Here is a 23758-nt window from a genome sequence, read left to right as displayed (position 1 = left end):
TTGTTTTACTGCCTCTACTCGAAACTCTTCGCTATATACTCTTCTTGCCAATTTTTAATCCTATTTATCCTCATAATACTTCTGTATTATTTTATCTAAATTACTGGATTATTTATTGTCTAGTTTATTGGGGACATTCCATATCATGCATCTAATACATTTGTTGTAAGTTCAGTTAAGGTCTCTTTATTCATAAATTTATAGCTTAGATTATAAAAATATAGTGACTCTTATAAATATTTATACTTTTTCAGCTCTTGCTTATACTCTAGAAATACTTGTATTAGTGATGCAGTATCAATTTATTCATTTGACTTGACTTTACGAGCTATATTATTAATGTCGTTTGCAATAGAATTAGAGATATGGAGATACTTTTTATTTCTTAAACGAGATTTGATAGGAAGCCTTCTGCAATAACTCAATAAGGAGTTTTTTTGCAAAAGCATTTGTTGTTAGATTAAAATAGTTAGCTCTTTTAGTTAAATCTTCATATACGTTATTATCTAAGGGAAAGGTAATAATCTTATTCTTGTGTTTATAACGTTGTTTATATTGCTTCTGATACTCTTTAATATTCATAAATATGTATTTTATGTTAAAAAATTTTATAGGATAAGGGATAACACTAAGAACTAGATAGGTGCTTTTTCTTGAAATGGATAATCTCTTCATGAGGTCATCTACTTACTTTAAAAGGTATCTGGTCAATTATTAGAAGATTTGTTTCTATATCTTTATAAAAGCAAATAACTTTAGGTTTTTTAGTGATTTGTATTTTTTTTAACACATCTACATAGGAGTTCATTTCCTGTTTAAATGCTTTTTCTATGATTCTTTCAATAAATTCTAAAGTTGTTGTTTTTTTATTTGTTGAACCATAGTCTAAACCATTGATGTAAAAGGTATGTTTAGGTGGGTCGTAATAATATATATAATAGTCTCATTCTTTATTGCTGGTAGCACTAGGGATAAAAACTGCTTTTAAAAGTAGTTCTTTTTTTCCAGTTTTTATCTCAAGTAATGATTCAAATAGTGTCATATGTATAAAAGATTAATAAAATAAATATGTGTCGCGACATAATTATTACATCATTTTAATTTCATTTTGTCAAAAAAAATAACCTTGTTTTTTGCTTAGAATAGCGAAAAATACAAGGTTGTAGTTGTCAATTTTTTTGCGATGCAGAAAAATTGCGAAGTATAAAAAAATTATATTAAATTAGCATTAATTTACAAGAAAAAATCTAGAAATATTTTTAAAAAAGTTTACAAGGTTAATGTGAAACTTCTCATTATCCTTTAGAAAATCATTTGGCTTTTTTTAGTCATATGAGGTAAACAAAAACAAAAAAGTGAATATAGTAGACAATTGGTTTCTATTGAGATAAGTATAAAAAATAATATGCAACCCTGATAAAACAAATTAACTATGTATGGATACTAATCATTACTAAGACTTCTAAAAAAATCCTTGACATTTTATAATTTTTACTTATATTTTCCACACAAAACAAAAACAAAGGATAAGTTATGAGGTATTCGACAATTATGACTGATAAACAACGAGCCTTTCAAGAGTTAATTTCTAGAAAATTACTTGAACCAGCAAAAGGTTACTTGAATGAAGATGTTGCCCTCGATGATTGTATTGGCTGTAAAGTTGGTTATGATGTTGATGTTTTTGAAAAAGGAACAGAAGTATATTTATCAAGAACTAGAGTTGATGCAATTGTCACTTCGATATTAAATAATGCAGTATCTTTAAAAAGTGAAAAAGATATAATGTGGATTCTTGAAATACCTACTAAAAGTATAGATTGGAATTATCAAAATCCCCATTATATGAGAGTATTTAAAAAATACAATATTGATGTAGAAAGCTCTGACTTTATAGAGTCTTTCTATCAATATCTAAATAAAACCATTAGCTAAGCTAGTGGTTTATTTTTAAAGAGAATCTTTATATAATGCGAATAAAAAACTATTTTAATTTTTTTTGATAAATTAAAGTTGCCCTATTACTTCTTTCCACACTACGGTCATAAGCATCTAAAAAAGTCGTATAACAGCTTGTTGTATTCGCATGATGAACGCAGAGGTCCACTAATTTTTTAATATATTCAACATTATCATACTTTTCAGTAATTTCTTCAGCTAATATAGTTGCATCTTTATATGAATAGAAATCTGCCTGAAGGTATATATAGATTAAATACATACTTTTTATATTTGCAATTTTACGATATTTAATATACTCTATAATTTTTTTGATAAATACTCTTTTATTTTGATGTAGGTTCTGAAAAATGTATTTCATAATAAATTTAGCAATAGATTTACTTGGAAAATGAAATGTACAGTATGTATCAAATTCAACTTTATAAATAATATCTTGATCAACTAATTCTTCTAAAAAAATAAATTCTTCTGTCATATCTTCCACATAGTCTTCCGAGACAAAGAAGCTATTATCTAATATTGTTTCTAATATAAATAAAAATTTAAATTCTTGTAAGTATTCTGAGTTAAAAAAAACTTTATATTTTTTTAATATTAGTTCTTTCGCATTTTCTATACTTAAACTTTCAATCTGATAATTTTTCTCAAATGCATATTTTAAATACTCTAGTTGTACTCCAAATTCTTCTTCTATTTTTGTGATTTGTTGATTACGTGGCATATGATTAATTTTATTTTTAGATAGATAATATTGAAAAAAACTTTTTATCATCATTTTTCTATCGTATGTGAAATGATTAAAAGGGAAAAATTGTAAATGCAATATATTTAAGGATATAGAATCAAATTCACAATAAGAAAAAAAATCTTTGAGATAAGTGTATACATTAGCTTTAAATATATAAATTATTAGTAAATTGTTTTCATTTGCCTCAAAAAACATATTCTTAGAGATGGATATGGAGTCTTCAGATGAATTGATATTATCTAAAATAATTGTACCTTTAGACTCTTGGACTATATTCATAAATTGATAACATGTTTCTAAATTTTTGAGCAATATGATGTTTTTTTCATCAGATAAATCTATGTAAAAACTATTGTCTCTACTAATTGAATAAGAAATACGATGTGCCAATGTTGTTTTTCCAGAACCACTTATTCCTTCGATAAAAAATGCTTTAGAAAGTGTTTCTTTATCTAATAAATTAATATTTCTTATACAGGGACGTTCCCATCTTTCAAAGTCTTTTATTCCCATATGTTTAGAAGAGTGTTTATATAGGTTCAATCTATTAATTAATCTTAATGGTTCATATTCATTTGGAACTTCACGTTTTTTCTTATTTGTTAATAAATATTCAAACCTTTCTTTTGTTGTAGCATCAAAAGCCTCATCATTGATTTTTGTTAAATCAATGATGCCTTGTTTAATCAATTTTATATGTGACATTACGTCTGGTGTGTAAATAAAATTATTTGTTCTGATAGCTTTTTTATTATCAGTTAAAGTAAAGTCCAAAAACTTTTTTAACCTCTTGTAAATAGATTCATATTTTTCATGAACAAACTTATCAATATGTCCATATTCATACATTCTATCCCAAGCTGTATCAAAAGTAGTATTTTTGAATATTGAACTATCTTTCCAATCTTGTATATCTTCTTCGAGAGTAGCATTAGGAAAATTTGGATTTAACTTTAAAAATATATTATTGAATCTTATATCTAAATCTAAACTGAAAATTATATTTTCAATACATCTCACTTTAATTCTTTTAACTGCATTTGCTCTAGATGTAAAATATCCTTTGCTTATAAGAGAACCAATCTTGTCATAATCACTATAAGTATCCATAAACTAATAATAGCAAAATAATCTATTCATAAAAAACTCAGTTTCATTAAATCCCTAGATTTACGAACTTCACTCTTTATTTGTATAGCAAACACAATCCTATACTCATAGAGAACTCAGCTAGTCCAAACCTTGTTAAATGTCACAATTTTATATCGATTTTAAAAAAAGGCATTTATCATGAATACAAACTTTAAGCAACTCACAGACAGAGAAATCTTAACAAACTCTATACTTAATGTTTATAAAACTCATATGCTAAGTCGTCATCAAACAGCGATTATCTTAAATAAGAGTATTCAAACACTAGATAGGTATAGATATGACTCTATTGGTCCTTCATATTTGAGTATTAATGGTTCAATTATTTATCCAATAACTTCCGTTGTTGACTGGATAATTAAAAACACCATTCATACTACGAACTCTCAAGGCTTATACAATGAATAAGCCTGAGAATATGAATCAAGTGGACCTTTCACAAACACTTCAACAAGTTAATCAAAAACTTGAATTGCTACATACTCAATTCAACAAAACAAAAAGGAAAATCATGAAAAAGATTCCAACAATCTTATTCGCACTATTACTAAGTGCTAGTTTACATGCAAATGAGTTAATCCTAAAAGATTCAAAACGCTTCTCAGGAAAATATGCACTTTTAGTTTTCTGGGATAATGCTGGACTTAATAACCTCAAGAGTAATCCTCAATTAGGATTAAAAAATATTGAAATGTACAAGCAACTAATGTCTAAACCAAATTTGAGGAAGATGAGAAGTACATCAATTACTCATTTTAGCTTTAATGAACAGGTTTCATTAATTGGGAAAATAGAATCCTCAAGAACAGCTAAACTTTACAGAGAATCACAAGCCATTGTTGATGAAATCCTCGTGAAATTAAAAGAAGACAATAGCGATAAAGCTAAAGATGTAATCAACACCTTTCATTTTATCAACCAAATTGTCGAACAGTCATATAGCGATTATACAAAAGTTGGCATTGTGGTATTTAGCAATCTTCGTGATAGCATGACTGAAAAAGCCCAAAGAGCTACTATGGAAAAAATCAAGCTCAATGAAAAAATAGAATTGTTCATCTACGCCAATTCAGGATTAGATATTAAAGGTGCTTCCACTGCACAACAGCTTCAAGCAGAACAAAGTGTTATTAAATTTTATAGAAGTAAGTTAGTATCTAACACTCCTATCACTATCAAAACAGTGTATTAAGGGGTGTGATATGTCTGTAAATCTAAATACCCAACTCTTACAAAGATTACTGAATATGGCTGTCTACGCGAATGAAGTCTCACTACTTAAGATAGATGATTCAATTGCTGACACTCAAAAAAAGTATCCAACTCTAGTTACTCTCTTTTCAAATGAGTTTTTTAAAGCTATTCATCAACAACTTAGTGCCAAAAAATTAGAGAATAAGCTGTATTTACAAGATTTGAAGATGATGCAAAAAGAGTTTAATCTCAAACTTCAAAAGACACAAGTTATTGAACTGAGTGATGAAGATAAAGAGTTTGAGAATATGCTCATTACGGCAATTTCGGAAATTTCAACACTGATTGAAAAACTGGACATCAAGATGAAAATTCTAATTGAAAAAAAAGGAGAAAATAATGGAAAAGATAACTAAAATTTTTGTAGCACTAGCTTTTACTGCTAGTGCTTCACTTGCAGATGATATGTTAATTGTTGACACAAGTGGTTCTTTAGCTAACAAGCAAAAAGAGGTCAGAGCTGTCGTAAATCAATACTTAAAAAAATCGATAAAGGTTTTAGCTTTCAATTCTTCTCCATACTTTGTGAAGCATGAGAGAGAATTAAACTTTAATGGAGATACCGCTCTCAGTTTAGCCCTTAATAAAGTTCAAACTGAAAATATAAATTTTTTAACTATTGTCACGGATGGGCTTCCAAATGATGAAGAAGAATCTATTAAAGTGGCAAATAGATTAAAACAACAAGGTGTGAAAATTTGTGCTGTCTTTATCAGTGATAACTCTGAAATTCCAAAAACTTTTAATCTCATCGCAGATAGAAGTTTTATTATCAGTGATGTTAATAAAGCTTTAGATACATGTAGCGATTCTGTAAAACAAGAATTGGGCTATCAGGCTATTCAAAAGACTGTAGAGCTAGATAAATATACTTTTTAGGAGTAGCTATGAAATATCTATCTATTTTTATAGGGCTACTTCTAGTAGCTGGATTAAGCATGTCAGATAAAGCTATGGAAACTTTGTCTGACTTAGCTGGACTATTGTTCTTCCTATTTACAGTCCTTTCTATGATTTGTATTAGCACAATTATAGCTATGGAGATAGCTAAGAATATACAACTTCAAATTTTGGATGAAGAGCTAGATTTACTGACAAATGAAATGGATTCTTTAAAGTCACACAACACCTTTTCAATTGAATTCACTAAAGAAGCAAGTGATTTACAACAATCACTTAACACTATAGATTCAAAGATATATTCTTTAAAGGAGAGTAACCATGAGACCGTTTAGTTCTATCAATATTTTAAGAGAAAACCTCATACAACAAAATGCCGAGCATGAGCAGAGAAAACAACAGCTTGAAGAACAAAAACTCAAAGATAAAATTGAGCATGAAAAACAAGTTCAAAAGCTGAAAGAGAAAGAGCAAGAGATGATTCATAAAAAAATTGCTTTTCTAGATGAAGAAAAAAACAATATCCTTTCTCGCATAAAGGAATGTCATACACCTGTAGTAATAAGCTTTTTAGGAAATGAAAATGCTGTAGCTGATAAATATATTCAGCTTAAAAAGCAAATTCAAACTGTAGAAATAGCAAGGGATGAAATGAAGGCTATATCACTCAGTATTCTACAAATTTTCTTAGCAAAGCTTAGTGCTACACTTTTTTTTATTTTTCTTCTTGTAAGACTGGCATCTGAAAATACTGAACTCCTTGAGAATTTTGTATTTATATCAATTGCTCAGATGCTCTTTGGAGAATCTATGATGACTCTTTATATAGACCTTGTTTTACAAGATTTTCCTCTGGTAATAGCTATAAGCTATATCATTGCAATCAGTTTTAAAAGTTATAAAAATTTTTATTTAAATACAACTAGAACAAAGCTATTTATTGCCTTTGGAGTATTTATCTTTGGTATGTTTTTATCAAGCATACTTTTTGCGTACTAAGGAGAATGTTATGTTAGATATAAATCATATTATTTCAGTTATAAGTCTTGAAATAAATTCTTTTAGTCCTGAAAGATTACTATTTAATGGCTTTTTTATATGGTTGGCATATAAGCTCACTAGTAATATAAAGAAGCGAGGCTTTATGTTGTTTTGGGTTTTCTATGCCATGTTACATCTTTATGAAATATTACAATCTGATTCTATCCTCTACAATCCATTCTTTTATTTTGCAATAAGTGTATTTTTTCTTCAAGTAGACTTGTTCAAATATACTTTTGAGGTAATCAAATATTTCAAACAACGTACTTATAGGAAATATCAATCGTGTGTAGAGAGAAACGAATTTATAGAAAGAGAAGAAGATAAAGTAAAACGCGAGAATAAAAAGCTTGAAACAGAAGCTTTAAGAGCCAAACAACAAAATCACTTTTTAGAAAATCTCTCTAAAAAGTTAAATTTTAAATAGTTGAAGGAGTTACAATGATTGAAAACAATACATTAGCACTTGCAAAAAACTATCTTCATCTAAATACAGATGAAAGTAGTTTTTCAATAGGAAAAGTTACGATAGCAGATAATGATGATATGCTTATTGAAATTGCAGAGAGATATTACAATCATATTAATTACATTTTACAAACTACTGAAAAAGAGTTTGAAACTTCTAAAGAGCTATTTGATTATGCTTTTAAAAGGGATGTAATAAATACGATTAAGAAACGTTTTTTTCCTAGATATTCAGATTTTAATATGATGTTTCAAAATAAAAATAATTACAGAAATGAAAATTTATCAGAATTAAGTTTTTGGGCAAATAACGACCAAGACAGAGAGTCTTTAATTGCTGGATATAAAGCTTCTAAAGAGCTTTATGGTCAATTTGTTAGAAGTAGATTCGCTCCAGAAGCATTAAAAGAGCTTATCTCAAGTACGGTTCCAGTATTATTGAGCAGTCACGATATACATACGCATAGCTTTATCGTTTCAAAAACTGATACAGGTAAATCTACTCTGATTTTAGAGTTAGCAAAAAATATTATTGATAAAGGGGAAAGTAGTTTAGTAATCTTTGAACCTCATGGAGATTTATCTCAAGAAATTGCAAAACTTACTCCAAAAGAAAACCTTGTATATTTAGACCCTTTAGCTAATTCTGAATATTCCCCAACAATCAATATATTTGATGTGCAGGATATTAACCCTGATAGTATTAGTAAATACACTTCTTTAATTGTTAATACTTTCAAACAAATAGTTGGCTCAGAGTTTACAAATAATATGCATACGCTCATAACACCAATAATTTCAGTATTACTACAAATTCCAAATACAAGTTTTTACGATATGCTTCGCTTTTTAAATGATGAGCAGAATAAAGAGCTAATAGAGTTTGGAAAAAATAATGCTCTAATCCCTAGTCATAGATTATTCTTTCAAACACAATTTTCACAAAGCAGATATTCAAGTACAAAGTTTTCAATTGCCAGTAAATTAAATATTTTACTCCAAGATAGTATTTTTAGTAACCTCTTAACAGGCAAAAGTACCATCGATTTAGAAGAGATGATAAACACCAAAGGTAAAGTGATTGTTGTTAAGTTAAACACAATTGATATGATTGAAACAATTGAACCAATAGGTAGATTTTTAATCGCTCAAATAGTTGCTTATGCTTTTCAAAGGGGAAAAATTAAAAAACAAGATAGAGTTCCTTGTCATTTATTCATAGATGAAGCAAAAATGTTTATTGGCGATAGTATAGAAATAATTCTTGAACAGGCTAGAAAATTTCATCTTTATCTTTTACTTGCTATTCAGAACAACTCCCAACTACCTCACAAAATTTTATCGTCTGTTTTATCAAATACTGCCATAAAATTTGTTGGTATAAATTCATATAAAAACCACTCCATAATGAGTCATGAGATGGGTGTTTCAATTGATGATTTAGAAACTTTAAAACTTAAAGGCGAGTTTTTTATAAAGATAGGAAACAATAAAGCTTTTAAGTTCAGAGTATCAGATAGACTCTTTGACAAACAGCTATATCATAGTGATTATGAGTTTAATAAAATAATCAAAGAACAAATCAAAAACTATTATCGTAAAATCAATTTATCAAATATTGAGTATGCCGAAGTTGAATTTGAATCAATTGAATATAAAAAACCATACTCCAAAGAATCTACACAAGAGCTATTATCTGAACTCCAAAATAACGATAATACTCTTTTAGATTATTAGGAGTTTTTTATGTCAATGATTACAAACTCTCAGATGAAAATTCTTGAAGCTTTAGCAAGGTATACATTTTTAACAGTTCCACTTATAGATACATTAAAAATATTTAAAAATCCTATCTCCATCTATAGAAGTTTAAAAGGATTAAAAGAACGCTCAAAACCTCTTATAATCACTCAAAGCTTTGGTGTTCATCCAACACGAGGTCAGTTGCATTCATTAATTTATCTTTCACAATATGCTAAAGAGATTTTACTTGATAATGGTTTTAAAGAAGAGGATATAAATATTCCATCACAAAAAACTTTTGTTAGCACGGATTACTTTCATAGAGTAGCTAATCTTCAAACTCATGTTTCTATGGATTTATACTTACAATCACTAGAAAATGCAAACATCATATTTTTAGATTATTACTTTAGTAAAATAACTAAAAACAAAGAACAATATTCAAGAGCTTTAAACAGGATAGATTTAGACGATGATAAATATATGATTCCTGATATTGTCACTAAATTTCAAGTTGATGATAAAGAGTATCTATACCTTATAGAAATCCATAACGGAGATAATTCAAACAAAGCCTTTGCTCAATGTCTGCAACACATTAAAGCCATTAACTTAGGTTCCCCAAAAACAAAATACAAGCATAGTAAAAATAATAGAGTAGTGTTTATATTTGAACAAGAGGCTTGTATGAACTCAGTTATGAAAAAGATGAACTCAACAGAGGGATTACAAAAATATCTCAATCTCTTTCTATTTAAAACTATCAATGAAATAAAAGATAACTTTGCTACTGAGTGGCTAAAGTTCAATAACGAACTTACTATTTTTTTGTAATTTTTTCTCTAATAGGGAACAGTAAATGTTTTAAGAATATATATTGAAAATATATATTATAAGGAGTTACTTCTGTGAGTTTTCCCAGTGTTTTAGAGGTTTTGAGTGTTAGTCTTACTAATTTTATATTATACATTATGTTATACTTTATATATTACTAAAAAAACTACATATTTATTATATAAAATATAAAAGGACTATACCAATCAACGCACTTATCGAAAACTATCGAAAAATAGAATTTAAATTCAAAACCAATAATTCAAGTATTATCGAGATGGATGATAATATTAAAAAGTTAGATAATGTAATTGATAATGATTTCCCTAAAAAGAGAAAAGAAAAAGCTAAAATCAATCAATTACAGCTTATGTATTCTAATCAATATACAGATGTTCGAAATAGTAAAAATCAACTAATAGATAAAATAAATTCATGGATGATTTTCAAATTTATAATTAAGTTATTTTTTCAAAAAAAAATTACAGCATTTACTGAAGAAGAAAAAAAACTTAAACATAAATTACATGATTTAGAACTACAAGCTCAAGCTATAGACAAAGAACTTTCAATTGTAGAAAAAGAAAAGAACTTAAAAACTCAAAAATTAAATCTTTTACAATCTGTTAAAAATGAAATTGATATCGAAAAAAAAGAGCTGTTAGAGTTAATCAAAAAAGAAGCAAAAGTTTTTGTTCATGAATTAAGAACGATAAATAAAAAAATCAATAATATAATGAAAAAATATGTAACAACATATGACGTTAAAATCATGTATAACGACATTATTCATTTAGTTGATAAAAAAGAACTTTTTTTTGAGTTTTTTCAAACTGATAATGAATTCATTCATATAATAGAAATTTTCAATTCTTATCAAAAGTGGCAAAATAAAGTCAATGAGATTTTTATCCAAAATGAATTAATAGCTTATTCTGATTTTTTTGATAATGTTGAAGAAATGCCTTTGACAGAATCTCAAAGAAGAGCTATTGTGACAAATGACAATGCTAATTTAGTTTTAGCTGGAGCAGGTTCTGGTAAAACAAGTGTTTTAGTAGCCAATGTTCAATATTTGTTGGAAGCAAACTTAGCTAAGGAAGAAGAAATTCTACTCTTAGCATTTAATAAAGATGCAGCAAACGAAATTGAAAGTAGATTAGATCGAAGTAATGTCAATTCACGCACATTTCATTCATTTGGAAAATTTATTATTACCGATATACTAGATAAAAAGCAATTACTTTGTGACTGGTTACAAGGCAAAAATACTAAAGAAAAGACACAAATATTTTTTAGAGACTTAATTCAAAACGAACTAAAAAACAATCAAAACTTTTTATCAATGTTTACAACATATTTTATTGAAGACTTTAAACCATACAAAAGTATATTCTCTTTCAAAACACAAAAAGAATATTACAATTATTTAAAAACAAAAAACCTCATAACACTAAAGGGAGATTATGTAAAAAGTTATGAAGAACTGATGATTGCCAACCATTTATATTTAAAAAATATAGAATATAAATATGAAGAAAGTTATGAATATAACACTGCTACAAAAGATAAAGCACAATACCATCCAGACTTTTATTTACCAGAATATAAAATTTACATAGAACACTTTGGAATAGATAAAAATGGGAATACTGCTAGTTTCGTTGAGAAAGATGAATATTTAAAAGGTATTGAATGGAAACGTAATATACATCAAAAAAAGGGGACTATACTTGTTGAAACTTATAGTTATGAAAATATGGATGGGGTATTATTATCCTCACTAGAGTCTAAATTAGATAAGTATAATGTAGAAAAAAAAGATATTGATTTTAATTTAGCATTGAAAACACTTATTGAAGATAAAGCTGTATTAGATGTATTTACAGATTTAATAATAATTTATCAAGGACACTTTATAAATGGAAACCATTCAATTGAACAAATTTTAGAAACAAATCATAATCGTAGAATAAAAACATTTGTAAAATTATTTTATATTATTAATAATGCCTACGAAGCGCACAAAAGCAATTGTATTGATTATAACGATATGATTAAAAAAGCTATTGATTTGCTAAAAAATGAAAAATTATCCCAGTATAAATATATTTTTGTTGATGAATTTCAAGATATATCAATTTTGCGAAATGAACTGATTAAAGAGCTTACTAAACTAAAACAAAACTCATGTTTAAAAGTAGTAGGAGATGATTGGCAAGCAATCAATAAATTTGCAGGTAGTGATGTTATGATTATTAAAAATTTTTCACAGAGCTTCTTAAGTGCAAAAAGAGTTGACTTGCAAGAAACCTTTAGATTTGGAAGTAATATAGCAGATATTTCGAAACAGTTTATTATGAAAAATGAAGAAGGACAAATTTCTAAAACAATCAATACATTAGCACACAAAAAATCAGACCTTTACATATATTGGCATAATAATTTTGAAAAAGATTCCATTGAATATATCAAAGATATCATCAAACATTTATTGAATATTGACCCAGACTTAGAAGAGATACTTTTTTTAGGTAGATATTCTTTTTTAATGAAAAGAGAATCCTTAAATGAAATCAAAAAATGTTATCCAGGTATAGATATATCCTTTAAAACTGTTCATTCTTCCAAAGGTTTAGGGAAAGATTATGTTGTTGTTTTAGGTATGGATAAAGGGAAATATGGATTCCCATCTGAATTAGAAAATGACCCTATTATAGATTCAATTATTATGGATGATGAAAAATTTCCTTATGCAGAAGAAAGAAGGTTATTTTATGTCGCACTTACTAGAGTAAAAAAAGACATTATCTTAGTTGCACAACCTTATAAAGCATCTCCTTTTATAAAAGAGATAATAGAAGATAACAAAGAAATTGTTAAAAATTTAAATGAGAATCAAATGAGTAGTAATCCAATATGTCCGAAATGTAATGATGAATATTTAATTGATAAGGGCAATTTTAGACAATGTGTAGACATTAAGTTTTGTAATTATACAGAAAGTAAATTACCTAACTGCCCAAAATGTGGAAAGGAAAATATGATTAAAACTTATCATTATAATATTGCTACTTGTCAGGATGGAAATTGTGATGGTACTATAAAGCTTTGTCCACACTGTAAAGATTGGCATCTGATAGATAAAGGGAATTTTTGGGGTTGTTCGAACTTTCCCTACAATGATTGTAGATATACGGAGTCTAAAAAAAATTAAATACTTTATAATCTATTTCAAATCGTATCAAATAATATATTTTCTTACGGACTATACAAGGACTTATCTTGTTTTTTGAAAACTTAAATTTAAAGAAAAAAGTGTTTTAAAGTTCGTGTTTTATGGGGGTTTGAAGTGGCTCCGGATACTGGATTCGAACCAGTGACCAAGTGATTAACAGTCACCTACTCTACCGCTGAGCTAATCCGGAATCTATAAAAAGTTTTAAGAAAAATGGTGTCAAGAGAGAGACTTGAACTCTCGACCTCCGGCTTATGAGACCAGCGCTCTAACCAGCTGAGCTACCTTGACATTCTCTTAAAGAGGCTGGAATTATATACAAGCTCATCTTAGAGTTTTATAAAAGTAACCTTTTTTCAAATTTTTCAAAACTATTTTCCTCTTTTAATCAACTAATTATCTTTTTTTTTGTACCATTGCGCACATAAATATATACTAAAAAATGATTTAGGAGGATACATGAATTTTAAACCATTAGGTGAGCGAATACTTGTTAAAAGTGTGGAAGAGTCAAACACAACTGCAAGCGGCATTATCATCCCAGACAATGCAAAAGAGAAACCAAATCGTGCGGAAGTTGTCGCTGTTGGTAGTGAAGTAAAAGACGTGAGTGTTGGAAATATCGTTGTATCTGCAAAATTTGCAGGAACACCATTAGCTCTTGATGGGCAGGATTATACTGTACTAGAGCTCAAAGATGTTCTTGGTGTAATTTCATAATTTTTAAAAACTAGACTAAAAAAGGAGAGAAAATGTCAAAAGAGATAATTTTTTCAGACAATGCACGTAATGCTTTAGCTCGTGGTGTTGAAAAACTTACAGATGCAGTAAAAGTAACTATGGGTCCACGTGGACGTAATGTTTTGATCCAAAAATCTTACGGAAGCCCAGTAATTACAAAAGATGGTGTTTCTGTAGCACGTGAGATTGAACTAGCTGACAAGTTAGAAGATATGGGTGCACAACTTGTAAAAGAGGTAGCAAGTAACACTGCTGATGAAGCTGGTGATGGTACTACTACTGCTACTGTTTTAGCAAACTCTATCTTTAAAGAGGGGCTTAGAAACGTCACTGCTGGAGCAAACCCAGTTGAGATTAAGCGTGGTATGGACAAAGCATGTGAAGCTATTTTAGAAAAACTCAAAGAAAACTCAAAAACTATCAAAGACAAAAATGAAATCGCTCAAGTAGCAACTATTTCAGCAAACTCTGACAAAGAGATCGGAGATATGATCGCAGAAGCTATGGAAAAAGTTGGACAAGATGGTGTTATCACGGTTGAAGAAGCTAAAGGGATAGTAGATGAGTTAGATGTAGTTGAGGGTATGCAGTTTGACAGAGGTTATCTCTCTCCTTACTTCATCACAAACACTGAAAAAATGACAGCTGAGATCGAAAACCCGTGGATTTTACTTGTTGATAGTAAGATCACTTCACTCAAAGATTTACTACCAGTGTTAGAGCAAGTTCAAAAAACTTCTCGTCCTTTACTTATCATCGCTGAAGATGTAGAAGGTGAAGCACTTTCAACTTTAGTTGTAAACAAACTTCGTGGTGTTTTAAATATCTCGGCAGTAAAAGCGCCAGGTTTTGGAGATAGAAGAAAAGCTATGCTTCAAGATATCGCAATCCTTACAGCTGGTACTGTTGTTTCTGAAGAAACAGGACATACACTTGAAGGTACTACGATAGATATGTTAGGTCAAGCTTCTCGTGTAGTGATCGATAAAGACAATACTGTGATCGTAAATGGTGCAGGAGCACAAGAAGCTGTACAAACGAGAATAACAGAGATAAGAACACTGATCGGCAATACAACAAGCGAATACGACAAAGAGAAACTTCAAGAGCGTCTTGCAAAACTTGCTGGTGGAGTAGCAGTTATCAAAGTTGGTGCTGCAACTGAAACTGAGATGAAAGAGAAAAAAGATAGAGTTGATGATGCACTCTCAGCTACAAAAGCTGCTGTTGAAGAGGGAATCGTTATAGGTGGTGGAGCAGCACTTGTTCGCGCTGCTGCAAAAGTAGAGATTGCACTTGAAGGCGACCAACAAATCGGCGCACAAATCATCCTAAGAGCTATCAAAGCTCCAATGAAACAAATCGCTTTAAATGCTGGTTATGATGCTGGTGTTGTAGTAAATACCATTGAAAATGCAGATAATGAAAACTTAGGTTTCAATGCTGCAACTGGTGAATATGTAGATATGTTTGAAGCTGGTATCATCGATCCACTTAAAGTTGAACGTGTAGCACTTACAAATGCAACTTCTGCTGCTTCATTACTCCTTACAACTGAAGCTGCGATCTTCGAACTTCCAAAAGAGGAAAGCGCAGCTGATATGGCAGGAGGTATGCCTCCACAAATGGGAATGCCAGGTATGATGTGAAAAAGCGAAAAATAAACGACAATTTCTTGTCGTTTATCGCTTTTGAATCAAGGTTCTATGTCTGAAAGACAGAACCGCGAAGGACATTAATGACACCTGCGTGTCATTTTTAGCGTCGGAACCACAGGCGATGTCTGAAAAACCGCCGAGGACTAACCCACTACGTGAATTTTTCACGTTTTTATCATTGAAGTCCATTGGAAATTTTTTAAAACATTTTAAAATAATTTTCAATACAAACCCCTATTTTTCCAACTTTCACTACCTTTTCTTTAAATTTCTGTTATAATGTTTTATTATGCGAACTTTATTTTTGTTGTTAATAGTTTTGTCAGTTTCACTGTCAGCAAAAATCACTCTCACAGACTCCGCAGAGTGTTATAAAAACTTCACAATAAAGTACTACTATGATGAAACGAGCAAGTTAACACTTCAAGATATTCAAAATAAAAAATTCAAAACTACAAAAAACAACTTCACATTTGGCTATTTATCGGGGACTACTTGGTTTAAAATAGTTATCCAAAACAACTCTACTAAAAAAAATTTTATCCTCGATTTTAGTGAAATTCTTTGGAAATCTTTTAATTTTTATCAGCTCAAAGATGGGAAATGGGATGTTCAATACAATGGTTTAGATATCCCTTTATCACAACGTTCTTTCAAACATACACATCCAGTTTTCAAGTTTGAAATGCCAACTAACTCACAACAAACATTTTACATTCAAGGGAAAACTGTCGCTGGACAAATGGGAAAATTTGAAATTTGTACACAAAAATCATATTTCAGTGAATCTCACTTTGAATTAATCAATATCTATATGATCTTTGCATTTAGTTTGATTAGTATTTTGATCCTCAATTTTTATAGCTATTATTTAACAAAAGAGGTCGTCTATCTTTACTATATGTTCTACACTTTTACGTTTATTCTTTTTAGTGCCATGCACAGTGGTTTTTACCTTTTACTTGGTTTTGACGGATGGAATGAAGGGTTACATGTCATTGGTACTTTTGTTCTCATTAGCCTTATTTTCTTTTCTGAAAACTTCTTACATATCAAAGAGCATCAACCAAATATTTATAAGTTTTTTCAGCTCTCTAAAATTGTCTTTTTACTTTTTGCAATCTGTATCTTTAACGACATCACCTATACTGCTTTTCTTTTCAATCTTTACTCTATAATCTTTTTTATATTACTATTTTATGCAACTATCAGGGCCTATATGCACGGTTATATTGGTGTTGAGTACTATCTCATAGCATTAGTTATCTACTCTATCATGATGGGGATGATGATTCTGACTTTTAATGGTCTTTTAGAGTATACACTGATAAATCGACATCTCTTTTTATTTGGTGCGTTTATAGAGATCGTCTTTTTTACACTTATACTAGCCAATAAATACAGAACTATCAGCCTTGAAAAGCTAAGAATTCAAGAAGAGTTACTTATCGAAATAAACAAAAATGAAAAAGAGTTAAAACGCGCAGTTGAGACAAGAACAAAAGAGTTGGAACTTGCTAAAAAAGAGTTAGAAAAGATGGTAAGAACTGACCATCTTACAAAAATAAGAAATCTAAAATCTTACAGAGATAAAATATCTGAATTACTCTATCGATATAAAAGATATGGTAGTGTTTTTAGTATAGCGATGTTTGATATAGATGATTTTAAATTGATAAACGATAAATATGGGCATAAAACTGGAGATGCAGTACTTCAAGAACTCACAGCTCTTATATCAAATAACATTCGTAAAAATGATTTTTTCTTTAGAGTGGGTGGAGAAGAATTTATTTTACTTCTTGAAAATACAACTCTTGAAAAAGCAAAAAAACTCACACTCCATCTTTTAGATATCGTTGAAAAACAACTATTGGTTATCCCAGAACATACCATAACTATAAGTATTGGACTTACAGAGGTAGAGCAAAACGATACAGAAGATTCACTCTATAAACGTGTTGATAAACTCTTATATGATTCTAAAGAAAATGGAAAAAATCAAGTTTCATTTTAAATTCTAAGCCATTGTTATGCTACAATATAACAAAAAATTGGAGATAACATTATGAAAAAAACTCTATTCTTACTTTTGCTAGGATTTTCTACAACTGTACTAGCTTCATCATGTAAGTACGAAGTGGAAACAACAAAACTTATATGGACAGCATTTAAAACACCTGAAAAAGTAGCTGTAAGTGGTACTTTTAAAAATATGAAAGTAAATTTTAAGTCCTCAGAGTCACTCTCAAAACTCTTATCTTCAGGGACTATCAATATTGTCACAGCACATATTGACTCAAAAAATCAAGAACGTGATAAAAAACTTGTTAATGACTTCTTTCAAGTTCAAGCAATAAGAACTATAAATGCAAAAGTTCTCCATGTAGATAAAAAAAGCGTAGATATAGAAATTTTCATGAATGGTATTCGTAAAACAATCACAATGAATCTTGTACACGATAAGAATGCTATTACACTTAATGGAACTATTAATTTAGCAGATTTTGCAATGCTTCCTGCATTAAATTCACTTACAAAAGCATGTTATGAGCCTCACAAAGGAAAAACTTGGCAAGATGTAGATTTAAAATTTATTATCAATACAAGCTGTAAATGATAAAGTTTAAAACCAATCCTTTTGAGAGTGGTCATATAAAAAACTACATGCTTCTTTATGTAAGTGTGTTGGTTATTATGATCTTGTTTTTTATAGCGAGTGAGCTTTTTATCGAACCAAAAGAGATAGAAAAAAAAGTTTTTAAGACAGATAAAAATACGGCTGAAGTCAAGCCAGTAAAAGAGGAAAAAGAGGAGGAGTTTAAACCAAAATTTAAACTCTTAGAACAAGGCTACTAGTTACTCTTTTGTAACAATGTAAAGTTGTTCATGCCCTAATTTTTTGAGTATATCCATTACACTCACAAAATCTTGAAAGCGTGATTCTTTATCGCTTCTAAGTATCACTGTTTGCTCTTTTGATACCTCTGAGAGTTTTGCCTCTAACGTTGCAAGATCAACTTTTTTCTTTTCAAAGAAAATCTCACCTTTGTCATTTACATATACGCTAACCTCTTTTTTCTCCTCTTTTTTATCAGATGAGGAAGCTTCTGGAAGATTAACTGGAATGACACCTTGCTTTATAAATGTTGCAGTTGTAAGAACCATAACAAGCAAAACAAGCATGATGTCGATAAATGGGATAACATTTATCTGATCAAATCTTTTATGCGATTTTTTACACTTTGACATTGTTTAACCTTGTTGCTCTGCAGCGACATCAAATTTTGTAAGTATTTTTTCCACTTTACGAAGTGCTATAGTATACGCTACAATCGCTGGAATTGCTACGATAAGCCCCATCGCTGTAGCTTTAAGTGCAAGAGCAAGTCCTGTCATAATTTTTTTTGCATCAACAGCACCAACATCACCAAGTGTGTAAAATGTCAACATTATCCCAAGTACAGTTCCAAGTAGTCCAATATAGGGTGCATTAGCCCCTATAGCACTGATAATGTTAATGTTATTTGTAAGATCGAGTTCTAACTCATCTCTATGTTTATAATCCTCTACTCTTACTGTTTTATAAAACATCATTCGCTCTATAAATAACCAAAGAGTAACGATACTCATAAGCACTAAAGCACCCATTACTCCATAATCTATAGCATTTTCTGCATATGATATTAAATTTGTTGTTTCCATAATTTTCCTAAATATTTAAAATGTTAAAGATACTTTTGTACCCTGTTTTGGTTTTGATTGGACATTCAATTCTATCTTATATTCATCACAAAATCGTTTTACCATTGAAAGCCCTATACCAAAACCTTGCATATGTGTATTGGACTGGTAAAAATTGTCATATATTTGAAGTAGTTCTACCTCATCCATACCAATACCATAATCTTGGATTGTTAGTGTTTTGTTTTGCAGTTTTATATCTATATCTTGCGCATCAGGGGAGTATTTTACCCCATTATCAATTAAATTGTCAATTACTTTGCTAAGACCTACTTTATCTATCTCTAAAACAAAATTTTCCAATTCCAAATTGAAATTTTTATTTGGATATATCCTTTGCAAAAAAGCTATTCTCTCTCGAATGAGTTCACTTAACTCTATTGACTCTTTTATATCTTGTTTCGATTGTCTTTTAATAAGATAATCTAGTTCATTATATCTTTGCTTTAACATCTCACAAGCAGATTCTATCCGTTCAACACGTTTAAGTGCTTTGGGATCATCAAGATTTTTTTTAATCATCTGTGTGTTTGTTGTAATCGTGCTAATTGGAAGGTTAAGTTCGTGGAGTGTCTCTTTTGAAAGATTTTGTAAATTTTTTACATACTCAATCAAAGGATCAATAGCAAGTTTTGAGATAAAAACACCAGAAAGTATAACAATACACAAAAGTACTATGATAAAAATATAGAAATTTGTAACTTGTAAGATATCAGAAAAATAGTATGCAATAGATAAAAAAGCTATTACTGTTAAAAAGTAAAAAACAAAGATTGTAATACGAAGATTAACAAACAAGTTTGTACCCTATTCCTCTAATATTATCAAAAGTTAATTCAGGTAATAATTGTTTTATCCTTGTAATATAAACCCGAATGGCACCCTCGCTACCATGATCGCTTACATTATAAAGTTCATCTAAAATCAACTCTTTGGAAACAACACTATTGGCATGTTTTATGAGTAATGACAACACCTCATATTCACGTTTTGAAAGCTCTAATGGTTCTGATTTATAAAAGATTGTTTTATGAACTTCATCAATACATAAACCACATTGACACTCCAGCTCTTTTTTCTTAAAACGTCTTAGAAGTGCATTCATACGGAGTAAAAGTTCATCATTATCAAATGGTTTAATGATATAATCATCACCACCACTAAAAAAGCTCTCTTGCATCTTCTCTTTTTCTTTATGTGAAGTCACAAAAATAGCTGGTGTTTCATCTTTTGCACTGCGTAACTCCTTGAGTAGTGTTATACCATCAACTAAAGGAACATTAATATCTAAAAGATATAAGTCAAACTTGTTCGCATATGTTGCATCAAGTGCTTCTTGTCCATTTGGGCATAAAGTAACTTCAAACTCCTCATCTTCAAGCATATCTACAAGCGTTTCACCAAAAAGAGGGTCATCCTCTAGGAGTAAAATTTTATTCAACATTCTCAATCGCCCACTCTATTGTTTTACCTGCATACATTGGCACAACGCCAGAGTAACTATCAGGAATAGTAAACGGTCTATTTTCTAAAATTACCTCTTTAAACTCAGGACAAATTCCATAAATACTTTGAGCATTGTCACTTATAAAAGCTTGTAGATTATCTAGTTTACCAAACTGATCAAAGACTTCACAAAGCAATTGGAGTGCAATTGGAGCTGTAAACACACCGGCTGCACATCCACATGATTCTTTTTTATCTTTTGGGTGTGGTGCAGAATCGCTTCCAAACATCACTTTTGGATGTGCCTCTAACGCTACACTTAAAAGTGCATCTAAATCTTCTGGTCTTTTTGCGATAGGTTTACAAAATAGATGTGGCTGCATCATCCCGCCAACTACGTCATCAAGAGTAATTAAAAGATGATGTACTGTAATTGTTGCATAAAGGTTTGGATATTTTTCTAACATATCAACTGCAGCTTTGGTTGTGATATGCTCCATAATGATTTTTAGATCAGGAAAGTTTTGTGCTAAAAGCTCATAGATTGACATAAATTCTGCTTCACGATCCATTACAAAGCCATCTGTTTCACCATGCACACACAAAGGGATATTTAATGCACTCATACTCTCTAATGTCTCTCGCATAGTCTCAATATCAAAAGAGCTTACTCCACCCTCAGAGTTTGTAGTAATTCCAGCAGGATAAAGTTTAATAGCTGTAATTTGATCTCGTACATCTTCTAAAAACTCTCTTGTGTAGTTTTGATAAAAAAGTGTCATATATGGCTCAAAAAAGTCGTTTGGAACTGCAGCCATTATGCGTTCTTTGTACGCGATCACATCTTCTCTTGTTGTTACTGGAGGTACAAGATTTGGCATAATAATCGCACCACTGAAACTATAAGCAGTCAGTGGAGCTATATTTTCAAGCATCACACCATCGCGAAGATGCAGGTGCATATCTAGTGGCATTAAAAGTGTATGAGTTTTCATATTATATATCCTTTTTCAATACCAAAGATTATATCTAAAAGGGTATTAAACAAGCCATAAAAGTATTGAAAAAATCCCTATGAGAGAAGTTAAAACGGGGAGATATTTATAGATAGTACTTAAACCTATAAGAGATTTTCCATTTACAAAAATCCCTATCATTACAGCAGTTACTATTAAAGCCGCAACAATAAAAAATATCCACATTGCAAGAAGAAAAACATACCAAGGTTGTGTACTAAATCCATAAAAGATTGTAGAGATTGCACTAAGTGCAACTACAACATGTTGCACCAAAAATAGTTTTGAAACTTTTTCCTGTTTTGTATGTACACGAGCTACTTTGAAATAGAAAAAGAGTAAAAACAGTTGTATATAAACCATAAAGTTACATCCTGAAAGAAATTTTTTCGCAATTGTAACTAAATAGGTTTAAATAATGTTTATTATTTTAAAGAGTTATAGTGAGTCTTTTGCTTGTTGAATAAGTGCATTTACTTGCATCTCATAAAGCTCGGCATCTGCTTTTGAAGTAGATTCAAAACGAGTTACAAGTACTGGTGTTGTATTTGATGCACGTACTAATCCCCAACCATTTTCAAAGTTTATTCTTACACCATCAACATCTATAATATCTTTGATTGTCGGAAAAGATGCTGGAGGATTTTGAAGTAGCTCTTTTACCTTATCCATGATTTTAAATTTTTGTTCTTCTGTAGTTTCTACTTTAATCTCTTCAGTTGAAAATACAGGTGGAAGTTTCGCCAACTCTTCATCTAGATCAATCCCGTCTTGCACTAATTCTAACATTCTGAATGTCGCATAAATTGCATCATCGTAACCAAAATATCTGTTTTTGAAAAAGATATGCCCACTTACTTCACAAGCAAGATCAGCATTTATCTCTTTCATTTTTACTTTAAGATTTGAGTGTCCTGTTTTATACATTACAGCATTTGCACCGCGACGAGTGAGTTCATCATACATCACTTGTGAACACTTCACTTCTCCAACAACTGTAGGATTTTTCATCTTCATCGCATATAAAAGAGCCATCATATCCCCTTTTATATTGTTCTTATGAGTAAGGACTGCTATTCTATCTGCATCGCCATCATAAGCAAAAGCGATGTCGCCCTCTTTTTCTAAAAGTACTTTTACATCTTCAAGGTTATGTTCAACTGAGGGGTCTGGATGATGGTTTGGGAACATTCCATCTGGATCGATGTAAAGCCCTTTAGTACTTAGTTCTAAACGCTCAAAAATTTCAGGTAACACAACTCCAGCCACACCATTTCCACAGTCATAAACTATTTTTTGACTCATCCCTTTTAGGTGAGAAAACTGCTCAACTATATAGTCTATATATCTGTTTTTTGCGTCTATCTTTGTAACATTACGATCAACTTTTACAATCTCACCCATCGCTTCACATTCACGCCCTAAAGCATAGATATCTTTACCGAAAAATGGTGCTTTATCAATCGTAATTTTAAAGCCGTTGTATTCACTTGGATTGTGTGAACCTGTAATCATAACAGATGCTGATGGTGTTACCCCATCCCACTCTTGATAGTTTGTAAAATAGTTCACAGGTGTTGGAACAAGCCCCATATCTAGTACTTTTTTTCCACCAGCATTGAGTCCAGCAACTAAGTATTCAAATAAAATAGGTGAGTGACTTCTTGCATCATATCCAACAGATACATACTCCCCTTCTATTTTTGAAGCAAGTGCATATCCAATTCTTGTCACACTTTTTTCATTTAATTCTTGCTCGTAAATACCGCGAATATCGTACTCTCTATATATGCTCAAAACACTCTCCAAATTA

The 23758-nt window shown here is 30.1% G+C and carries 24 protein-coding genes and 2 tRNA genes; 16 read left to right on the top strand and 10 right to left on the bottom strand.

What is annotated here, in order from left to right; all coding sequences use genetic code 11:
* Positions 1 to 1551 precede the first annotated feature (1551 nt).
* The gene (locus ACQY56_RS09815; RefSeq protein WP_428739377.1) at positions 1552 to 1935 is read left to right on the top strand and encodes a hypothetical protein; all 384 of its coding nucleotides are present in this window, start codon (positions 1552 to 1554) and stop codon (positions 1933 to 1935) included.
* Positions 1936 to 1984: 49 nt separating this feature from the next.
* Here the strand turns inward: ACQY56_RS09815 and ACQY56_RS09810 are convergent, their stop codons facing one another.
* Positions 1985 to 3820: an AAA family ATPase gene (locus ACQY56_RS09810; protein ID WP_428739378.1), complete on the bottom strand. Its 1836-nt coding sequence runs from the start codon at positions 3818 to 3820 to the stop codon at positions 1985 to 1987.
* 180 nt (positions 3821 to 4000) lie between these two features.
* Between ACQY56_RS09810 and ACQY56_RS09805 the strand changes: the two genes are divergently transcribed.
* The 10 genes from ACQY56_RS09805 to ACQY56_RS09760 all read left to right on the top strand — a co-directional run bounded on the left by ACQY56_RS09805 (position 4001) and on the right by ACQY56_RS09760 (position 13319).
* A complete protein-coding gene (locus ACQY56_RS09805) occupies positions 4001 to 4270 on the top strand; it encodes a hypothetical protein (protein WP_428739379.1) in 270 nt (89 codons plus the stop codon).
* Positions 4263 to 5054 carry a hypothetical protein gene (locus ACQY56_RS09800; protein ID WP_428739380.1) on the top strand — a complete coding sequence of 264 codons (792 nt, stop codon included), beginning with the start codon at positions 4263 to 4265 and terminating at the stop codon, positions 5052 to 5054. Before ACQY56_RS09805 ends, ACQY56_RS09800 begins: the two co-directional genes overlap by 8 nt.
* A 10-nt stretch (positions 5055 to 5064) precedes the next feature.
* Complete coding sequence (locus tag ACQY56_RS09795) at positions 5065 to 5472, top strand: hypothetical protein (RefSeq protein WP_428739381.1); 408 nt, start codon at positions 5065 to 5067, stop codon at positions 5470 to 5472.
* Positions 5456 to 5995: a hypothetical protein gene (locus ACQY56_RS09790; RefSeq protein ID WP_428739382.1), complete on the top strand. Its 540-nt coding sequence runs from the start codon at positions 5456 to 5458 to the stop codon at positions 5993 to 5995. Before ACQY56_RS09795 ends, ACQY56_RS09790 begins: the two co-directional genes overlap by 17 nt.
* Before the next feature lie 8 nt (positions 5996 to 6003).
* A complete protein-coding gene (locus ACQY56_RS09785) occupies positions 6004 to 6351 on the top strand; it encodes a hypothetical protein (protein WP_428739383.1) in 348 nt (115 codons plus the stop codon).
* On the top strand, positions 6338 to 7015 hold the full coding sequence (locus ACQY56_RS09780; protein WP_428739384.1) for a hypothetical protein: 678 nt from the start codon (positions 6338 to 6340) through the stop codon (positions 7013 to 7015). Before ACQY56_RS09785 ends, ACQY56_RS09780 begins: the two co-directional genes overlap by 14 nt.
* Before the next feature lie 10 nt (positions 7016 to 7025).
* Positions 7026 to 7484 (top strand): hypothetical protein, encoded by a 459-nt coding sequence (locus ACQY56_RS09775; protein WP_428739385.1) that lies wholly within the window; start codon positions 7026 to 7028, stop codon positions 7482 to 7484.
* A gap of 14 nt (positions 7485 to 7498) precedes the next feature.
* Positions 7499 to 9262 (top strand): type IV secretory system conjugative DNA transfer family protein, encoded by a 1764-nt coding sequence (locus tag ACQY56_RS09770; RefSeq protein WP_428739386.1) that lies wholly within the window; start codon positions 7499 to 7501, stop codon positions 9260 to 9262.
* A gap of 9 nt (positions 9263 to 9271) precedes the next feature.
* Positions 9272 to 10102, top strand: coding sequence for a hypothetical protein (locus ACQY56_RS09765; RefSeq protein WP_428739387.1), 831 nt, complete (start codon positions 9272 to 9274; stop codon positions 10100 to 10102).
* 277 nt (positions 10103 to 10379) lie between these two features.
* Positions 10380 to 13319: a UvrD-helicase domain-containing protein gene (locus ACQY56_RS09760; protein ID WP_428739388.1), complete on the top strand. Its 2940-nt coding sequence runs from the start codon at positions 10380 to 10382 to the stop codon at positions 13317 to 13319.
* A 136-nt stretch (positions 13320 to 13455) separates the two neighbouring features.
* Here the strand turns inward: ACQY56_RS09760 and ACQY56_RS09755 are convergent.
* Together ACQY56_RS09755 and ACQY56_RS09750 are read right to left on the bottom strand one after the other, a co-directional pair.
* Positions 13456 to 13530: transfer RNA gene (locus ACQY56_RS09755), tRNA-Asn, on the bottom strand.
* Positions 13531 to 13554: 24 nt separating this feature from the next.
* Positions 13555 to 13631 (bottom strand) — tRNA-Met (locus ACQY56_RS09750).
* 168 nt (positions 13632 to 13799) lie between these two features.
* On the opposite strand from ACQY56_RS09750, the gene groES reads away from it, so the two are divergent.
* From groES to ACQY56_RS09725, 5 genes are all read left to right on the top strand, one after another.
* On the top strand, positions 13800 to 14060 hold the full coding sequence (groES, locus tag ACQY56_RS09745) for a co-chaperone GroES (protein WP_428739389.1): 261 nt from the start codon (positions 13800 to 13802) through the stop codon (positions 14058 to 14060).
* Between the two features lie 32 nt (positions 14061 to 14092).
* Positions 14093 to 15730, top strand: a complete 1638-nt coding sequence (gene groL, locus ACQY56_RS09740; protein WP_428739390.1) for a chaperonin GroEL — start codon at positions 14093 to 14095, stop codon at positions 15728 to 15730.
* A 298-nt stretch (positions 15731 to 16028) separates the two neighbouring features.
* Positions 16029 to 17756, top strand: a complete 1728-nt coding sequence (locus ACQY56_RS09735) for a sensor domain-containing diguanylate cyclase (protein WP_428739820.1) — start codon at positions 16029 to 16031, stop codon at positions 17754 to 17756.
* Between the two features lie 51 nt (positions 17757 to 17807).
* Positions 17808 to 18359: a YceI family protein gene (locus ACQY56_RS09730; RefSeq protein WP_428738060.1), complete on the top strand. Its 552-nt coding sequence runs from the start codon at positions 17808 to 17810 to the stop codon at positions 18357 to 18359.
* Positions 18356 to 18598: a hypothetical protein gene (locus ACQY56_RS09725; RefSeq protein ID WP_428738059.1), complete on the top strand. Its 243-nt coding sequence runs from the start codon at positions 18356 to 18358 to the stop codon at positions 18596 to 18598. The genes ACQY56_RS09730 and ACQY56_RS09725 overlap by 4 nt, the downstream gene beginning before the upstream one ends.
* Here ACQY56_RS09725 and exbD read toward each other — a convergent pair whose 3' ends face one another.
* From exbD to ACQY56_RS09690, 7 genes are all read right to left on the bottom strand, one after another.
* The gene (gene exbD, locus ACQY56_RS09720; RefSeq protein WP_428738058.1) at positions 18599 to 18991 is read right to left on the bottom strand and encodes a TonB system transport protein ExbD; all 393 of its coding nucleotides are present in this window, start codon (positions 18989 to 18991) and stop codon (positions 18599 to 18601) included.
* A 3-nt stretch (positions 18992 to 18994) separates the two neighbouring features.
* Complete coding sequence (gene exbB, locus ACQY56_RS09715; RefSeq protein WP_428738057.1) at positions 18995 to 19444, bottom strand: TonB-system energizer ExbB; 450 nt, start codon at positions 19442 to 19444, stop codon at positions 18995 to 18997.
* A gap of 15 nt (positions 19445 to 19459) precedes the next feature.
* Positions 19460 to 20152 carry a sensor histidine kinase gene (locus tag ACQY56_RS09710; protein ID WP_428743754.1) on the bottom strand — a complete coding sequence of 231 codons (693 nt, stop codon included), beginning with the start codon at positions 20150 to 20152 and terminating at the stop codon, positions 19460 to 19462.
* Between the two features lie 118 nt (positions 20153 to 20270).
* Entirely contained in the window at positions 20271 to 20927 is a 657-nt protein-coding gene (locus ACQY56_RS09705; protein WP_428738055.1) for a response regulator transcription factor, read from the bottom strand.
* Positions 20917 to 21924 carry a dihydroorotase gene (pyrC, locus tag ACQY56_RS09700; RefSeq protein WP_428738054.1) on the bottom strand — a complete coding sequence of 336 codons (1008 nt, stop codon included), beginning with the start codon at positions 21922 to 21924 and terminating at the stop codon, positions 20917 to 20919. The genes ACQY56_RS09705 and pyrC overlap by 11 nt, the downstream gene beginning before the upstream one ends.
* Positions 21925 to 21969: 45 nt before the next feature.
* Positions 21970 to 22308, bottom strand: coding sequence for a hypothetical protein (locus tag ACQY56_RS09695; RefSeq protein ID WP_428738053.1), 339 nt, complete (start codon positions 22306 to 22308; stop codon positions 21970 to 21972).
* Positions 22309 to 22383: 75 nt separating this feature from the next.
* On the bottom strand, positions 22384 to 23742 hold the full coding sequence (locus tag ACQY56_RS09690; protein ID WP_428738052.1) for a phosphomannomutase/phosphoglucomutase: 1359 nt from the start codon (positions 23740 to 23742) through the stop codon (positions 22384 to 22386).
* Positions 23743 to 23758: the final 16 nt, after the last annotated feature.

This window comes from Sulfurimonas sp. (genome assembly GCF_050296975.1).
Classification (GTDB): Bacteria; Campylobacterota; Campylobacteria; order Campylobacterales; family Sulfurimonadaceae; genus Sulfurimonas.
The sequence above is the reverse complement of the archived record's forward strand: the minus strand, read 5'-3'. Positions and strand labels throughout refer to the sequence as shown.

What these genes read in the sequence shown, in the direction of transcription:
- ACQY56_RS09815 (WP_428739377.1), top strand. Translation starts at nt 1,552, where the DNA reads ATGACTGATAAACAACGAGCCTTTCAAGAGTTAATTTCTAGAAAATTA.
- ACQY56_RS09810 (WP_428739378.1), bottom strand. Translation starts at nt 3,820, where the DNA reads ATGGATACTTATAGTGATTATGACAAGATTGGTTCTCTTATAAGCAAA.
- ACQY56_RS09805 (WP_428739379.1), top strand. Translation starts at nt 4,001, where the DNA reads ATGAATACAAACTTTAAGCAACTCACAGACAGAGAAATCTTAACAAAC.
- ACQY56_RS09800 (WP_428739380.1), top strand. Translation starts at nt 4,263, where the DNA reads ATGAATAAGCCTGAGAATATGAATCAAGTGGACCTTTCACAAACACTT.
- ACQY56_RS09795 (WP_428739381.1), top strand. Translation starts at nt 5,065, where the DNA reads ATGTCTGTAAATCTAAATACCCAACTCTTACAAAGATTACTGAATATG.
- ACQY56_RS09790 (WP_428739382.1), top strand. Translation starts at nt 5,456, where the DNA reads ATGGAAAAGATAACTAAAATTTTTGTAGCACTAGCTTTTACTGCTAGT.
- ACQY56_RS09785 (WP_428739383.1), top strand. Translation starts at nt 6,004, where the DNA reads ATGAAATATCTATCTATTTTTATAGGGCTACTTCTAGTAGCTGGATTA.
- ACQY56_RS09780 (WP_428739384.1), top strand. Translation starts at nt 6,338, where the DNA reads ATGAGACCGTTTAGTTCTATCAATATTTTAAGAGAAAACCTCATACAA.
- ACQY56_RS09775 (WP_428739385.1), top strand. Translation starts at nt 7,026, where the DNA reads ATGTTAGATATAAATCATATTATTTCAGTTATAAGTCTTGAAATAAAT.
- ACQY56_RS09770 (WP_428739386.1), top strand. Translation starts at nt 7,499, where the DNA reads ATGATTGAAAACAATACATTAGCACTTGCAAAAAACTATCTTCATCTA.
- ACQY56_RS09765 (WP_428739387.1), top strand. Translation starts at nt 9,272, where the DNA reads ATGTCAATGATTACAAACTCTCAGATGAAAATTCTTGAAGCTTTAGCA.
- ACQY56_RS09760 (WP_428739388.1), top strand. Translation starts at nt 10,380, where the DNA reads ATGGATGATAATATTAAAAAGTTAGATAATGTAATTGATAATGATTTC.
- groES (WP_428739389.1), top strand. Translation starts at nt 13,800, where the DNA reads ATGAATTTTAAACCATTAGGTGAGCGAATACTTGTTAAAAGTGTGGAA.
- groL (WP_428739390.1), top strand. Translation starts at nt 14,093, where the DNA reads ATGTCAAAAGAGATAATTTTTTCAGACAATGCACGTAATGCTTTAGCT.
- ACQY56_RS09735 (WP_428739820.1), top strand. Translation starts at nt 16,029, where the DNA reads ATGCGAACTTTATTTTTGTTGTTAATAGTTTTGTCAGTTTCACTGTCA.
- ACQY56_RS09730 (WP_428738060.1), top strand. Translation starts at nt 17,808, where the DNA reads ATGAAAAAAACTCTATTCTTACTTTTGCTAGGATTTTCTACAACTGTA.
- ACQY56_RS09725 (WP_428738059.1), top strand. Translation starts at nt 18,356, where the DNA reads ATGATAAAGTTTAAAACCAATCCTTTTGAGAGTGGTCATATAAAAAAC.
- exbD (WP_428738058.1), bottom strand. Translation starts at nt 18,991, where the DNA reads ATGTCAAAGTGTAAAAAATCGCATAAAAGATTTGATCAGATAAATGTT.
- exbB (WP_428738057.1), bottom strand. Translation starts at nt 19,444, where the DNA reads ATGGAAACAACAAATTTAATATCATATGCAGAAAATGCTATAGATTAT.
- ACQY56_RS09705 (WP_428738055.1), bottom strand. Translation starts at nt 20,927, where the DNA reads ATGTTGAATAAAATTTTACTCCTAGAGGATGACCCTCTTTTTGGTGAA.
- pyrC (WP_428738054.1), bottom strand. Translation starts at nt 21,924, where the DNA reads ATGAAAACTCATACACTTTTAATGCCACTAGATATGCACCTGCATCTT.
- ACQY56_RS09695 (WP_428738053.1), bottom strand. Translation starts at nt 22,308, where the DNA reads ATGGTTTATATACAACTGTTTTTACTCTTTTTCTATTTCAAAGTAGCT.